At 43.8% G+C, this 4,242-nt stretch carries 3 protein-coding genes and 3 pseudogenes; 3 read left to right on the top strand and 3 right to left on the bottom strand.

The genetic code is table 11. The features are described from left to right. Both LC574_RS29000 and LC574_RS28995 read right to left on the bottom strand, forming a co-directional pair. Positions 1-83 (bottom strand): annotated as a pseudogene (locus tag LC574_RS29000) (DUF1932 domain-containing protein); the annotation flags it as partial. A 12-nt stretch (positions 84-95) separates the two neighbouring features. Then, positions 96-722 (bottom strand): NAD(P)-binding domain-containing protein, encoded by a 627-nt coding sequence (locus LC574_RS28995; RefSeq protein WP_229457090.1) that lies wholly within the window; start codon positions 720-722, stop codon positions 96-98. Between the two features lie 218 nt (positions 723-940). Here LC574_RS28995 and LC574_RS28990 point away from each other — a divergent pair, with 218 nt between their 5' ends. The 3 genes and pseudogenes from LC574_RS28990 to LC574_RS28980 all read left to right on the top strand — a co-directional run. After that, complete coding sequence (locus LC574_RS28990) at positions 941-1,615, top strand: O-methyltransferase (protein WP_229457089.1); 675 nt, start codon at positions 941-943, stop codon at positions 1,613-1,615. 60 nt (positions 1,616-1,675) lie between these two features. Next, positions 1,676-3,076: an amidase gene (locus LC574_RS28985; protein WP_229457088.1), complete on the top strand. Its 1,401-nt coding sequence runs from the start codon at positions 1,676-1,678 to the stop codon at positions 3,074-3,076. Positions 3,077-3,149: 73 nt separating this feature from the next. Then, positions 3,150-3,290, top strand: a pseudogene (locus LC574_RS28980) (transposase); the annotation flags it as partial. 626 nt (positions 3,291-3,916) lie between these two features. Here the strand turns inward: LC574_RS28980 and LC574_RS28975 are convergent. Next, positions 3,917-4,242: pseudogene (locus LC574_RS28975) on the bottom strand (NAD(P)/FAD-dependent oxidoreductase); the annotation flags it as partial.

The following is a 4,242-nucleotide window of genomic DNA, read 5'->3' as shown; positions in this document are numbered from 1 at the left end:
AAGGTTTCAGCAATTTCTTCCATTTCTCCTATCCAACGATGTGCTTTTGGTGTCATGGATGGAATGGAACGGGTGAGAATAGCAGCAAGTTCTGGTTAGCTACTAGATACTTCGTTCCATAGTTGCTCATCCAAACCTAAACGATGGGCAGCAATGAGTAATTCTGTACCAATCGCTGTCAGTCCTTTTGTTAGGGCGGCGTAAGACATCTTCAATCCAGAAGCCTGACCAATTTCATCGCCAATCACTCGTATATCTAACCCATAATTCCGCAATTGTTGAAATTCATCGGCCTGTTTTCCTGAAGCATAGATGCGTGTGCGGCCGGGAACTCTCGGCGGTGGGCCAATGATGGAAGCATCTACGAATGTGGCTCCCACTGATTCAATAACTTGGGCAATACGTTTTACTTTTTGGGGTGCGATCGCATTACCATCAACATAAAGAATCTGTTTCCCCACATTACTTATCACCTCAGCTACTTGTTTTGCTACCTCTGCGGCGGCGGCGGGGACTAAAACTGATAACACCACATCAGATTCAATTACCAGTTGTGTGAGGGAACCCACATCTTGGATATTAGCTGCGGCGGCTAATTGCCGAGTTCGTTGACTGCGATCATCCAGGGCGGCAATGGTTTTCAATCCATTTTGATTGAGAACGGCTGCTATAGCCTGCCCCATGTCACCTGGACTTAAAATACCAACAGTTTGGATTTGCATGGGAAAATTTATTTTTACCTGTATTCAGCTTTTAATTAATTCCCTGATTTTGGTGATTGAGTTATGAGATAAACTACGGTAGGTTGATAGAATTACCGTAATTAGTCTAAGTAGGAACCTACCATACATCATTCTCTAGAAGCAAGCTAAAGACTGTATTTCTTCATTTATCATGCCGTCAAAGAAGATATTTTAAAGTTACTTGCAAAAAATAAAACATGACTCATAAACAATGGACAGAAGTCGATCGTTACATCACTGATTTGCTTGTGCCTCCTGATCCTGTACTAAATGCTACACTTCAGGCTAGTGATGCAGTTGGTTTGCCACCACATAATGTTTCACCAAACCAAGGCAAACTGCTAATGTTGTTAGCTTTAATCCATAGAGCGCGGACTATTCTGGAGATTGGCACTCTAGGTGGCTACAGCACAATCTGGCTTGCTAGGGCATTGCCTACCGATGGTCGTTTAATCACCCTAGAGTCTAATCCGCAGCACGCCGAAGTTGCCCGTGAAAATATCGCCCGTGCTGGCCTGGCTGATATCGTACAGGTACGTCTTGGCCCGGCAATAGATACGCTGTCACAACTGGCTACCGAGGGACAACATCCATTTGATTTGATATTCATTGACGCAGATAAGCCCAGCAATCCAGAGTATTTTGCCTGGGCGCTAAAGCTTTCTCGTAGGGGTAGCCTAATTATTGCCGATAACGTTGTTCGTAACGGAGCTGTGATTGAGGCTAATAGTGTCGATCCTAATGTTCAGGGAGTGCGTCGTTTTAACGAATTGCTCAGTGCTGAAACGCGTGTGAGTGCCACAGCAATCCAGACTGTGGGTAGCAAAGGCTATGACGGTTTTGCGATCGCTGTTGTGACTTCTGACAATTAGCAACCTTCTCCAAACTGCTTAACTAAGCCGTAGTTTCAAGAAATCTATTCAAACCGAAATATGTCAGACATTGCTGATTTTTCTGCTTCTCAACTGTTATCGCTATATCGCGATCGCCAGTTATCACCAGTTGCAGCAACCAAAGCTGCCCTAGAAAGGATCAATACTTACAATAGCTCAGTTAACGCCTTTGCGATCGTAGATGAAAACACTGCTCTGGCTGAAGCCCAAGCCTCAGAAGTGCGTTGGCTAAATGGAAATCCCCGTGGCTTAGTGGATGGTATACCTTTTACCGTCAAGGATTTACTATTAACCAAGGGTTTACCAACACGCCGAGGGAGTAAAGCGACAATCTCCCATCAACCTTGGGAAGAAAATGCACCTGCGGTGGCTCGTCTGCGGGAACAAGGAGCAGTTTTATTAGGAAAAACCACAACCTCTGAATTTGGTTGGAAGGGTGTCACCGACAGTCCACTGACTGGTATCACCCGCAATCCTTGGAATACAGATTTGACTCCCGGAGGAAGTAGCGGTGGTGCTGCTGTTGCTGCTGCATTGGGCATGGGAACACTGCATCTCGGTACAGATGGTGGTGGATCGTCAAGAACACCAGCAGCGTTAACAGGTGTGTTTGGTTTAAAACCGACTTTTGGACGTGTTTCTGGCTATCCATCAGCCCATACTGGATCATTGTTTCATATTGGCGTTTTGGTTCGTACCGTCACTGATGCCGCACTTACATTAAATGTCATCGCCCATTCTGATGTGCGTGATTGGTATGCTTTACCAGATGACAAACAAGACTATACTTCTGATTTAGACAGGGGTGTAGCCGGATTGAAAATTGCTTACAGTCCCAACTTTGGCTACGCTGAGGTTGATTCAGAAGTAGCTGCTTTGGTTAAAGTCGCAGTTGATGTTTTTGCTAAACTCGGTGCGATTGTCGAAGAAGTCGATCCAGGTTTTGTAAATCCTCGCCCCATTTTTCAAACCTTTTGGCAAGCTGGTGCAGCTAAGTTATTGCGTGGCTTTAGTCCAGAACAACAAGCTGTAATTGAAGAAGGTTTGCAAGCTACAGCCAAAGAAGGCGATCGCCTCACCTTAGTAGAATATCTCAGCGCCCAAGATGCCCGTGAAGCATTGGGACGTCAAATGCAAATATTTCATCAAAACTATGACTTATTACTTACTCCCACCTTACCGATAGTTGCTTTTCCTGTTGGACAAAATCGGCCTCAATCATCTATTGATCATCAGCACCGAGATTGGACACCTTTTACATATCCTTTTAACCTTACACAACAACCTGCTGCATCTTTACCTTGTGGCTTCACCAAAAACGGTTTGCCTGTTGGTATACAAATTGTCGCTGCAAAATATAAAGATTTACTGGTATTGCAAGCAGCTAAAGCTTATGAAAGTGTTTTTCCTTTCATCATGCCGTTAGGAGCAAGTGATTGAGGCGAACAGCGTAAATCCCAATGTGTAAGGAGTGCTTCGTTTTAATAGCTTTAACCTGAGTTCGGGATAAAGATTGAAAGAGTTCGGAATCCACTTTTTTGCCAAACTCCGTCGCAACATGAAAAATAAGCTGATGCTTCTTCTTGACTTGCTTTTGTCACGTAAACGCTCAATTATTGAGACAATTAACGACCAACTCAAGAACATTTCTCAAGAAGTTTATTGGTTGTGAACTATCCGACGATTTCTGCTTTTGACTTCGCCTGGGTTCAGAGTGTGCGAAAGCAGCACGATGAACTGTATTTACAAGTTATTGATCCCCACTTTACCTTGGTGTTTGTGACTTGAACCGTATTTTGTCCAAACGGTCACTCCAGCCCTTCAAAATCACTTAGGACAACATATAGTTCAAAATTATAAGTTGAGTTAAAAAACATCAAAAATCAAGTACGGCAAGCAACAAGGCTTTTATAGTTCATTTGTACGCAGGCGGCGAACAGAGCTTTTAAAACTGAGTAGAGATGCGATCGCTTGATCACTAATTTTTGGCTAAACATGTTTTTGAACCATATTGTGGACGTTTTGAATCATATTTTGACTGAAAATTTAAAATTTTCGATGAAATTAGTGTGTCTTGCTCTGCATTTTTTACCAAATCCAAAAACAAAACTTTTGGTCGCATTATGGAAGACAAGTAAAACACGCGGACATAATTTGATTCATAAAGTTAGGTTGAAGATTTGCTCAAAAGCTTGAAATTACGTTAACTTTTGGTCACGCTATGGTTCAAAATTTGGTCATGCGGGGGGTAAAATCACAGTGTTTCCCGCTTTCAATTTTTTAGCTGACTGGCACCTTGGCTTGCTGTTTCCATACCGCGTCTGCATACAATAATGTGTCGAAGTCCGGCGAAATGTTGCCGCTAGTGATCCGGGCTTCGTGTAATGACCAGTCAGCAAAGAACAAGTCATGGCTGATGCGTGCCACTACTGCTGGCACATCGCGTCGAATACTAGGCACGTCACCGATGGGCAGACCGAAGCTTACGAAGCCAGCAGGATTGAACACATGGATGTTTTTCAGGTAGGGGGCATTGCCAGGTACTTTCTCTTGGTATTCATGGGCGCTGCCAAGGTAAGGGTGGGTGCTGAGTTGATCGTCACGCT

Source organism: Nostoc sp. CHAB 5715 (assembly GCF_020829685.1).
Taxonomy (GTDB): Bacteria; Cyanobacteriota; Cyanobacteriia; order Cyanobacteriales; family Nostocaceae; genus Nostoc.
Note: the sequence above shows the minus strand (reverse complement) of the source record. Positions and strands in the feature narration are given on the sequence as shown.

Excerpts from the sequence above, each read along its gene's own strand:
- LC574_RS28995 (WP_229457090.1), bottom strand. The coding sequence starts at position 722 with ATGCAAATCCAAACTGTTGGTATTTTAAGTCCAGGTGACATGGGGCAG.
- LC574_RS28990 (WP_229457089.1), top strand. The coding sequence starts at position 941 with ATGACTCATAAACAATGGACAGAAGTCGATCGTTACATCACTGATTTG.
- LC574_RS28985 (WP_229457088.1), top strand. The coding sequence starts at position 1,676 with ATGTCAGACATTGCTGATTTTTCTGCTTCTCAACTGTTATCGCTATAT.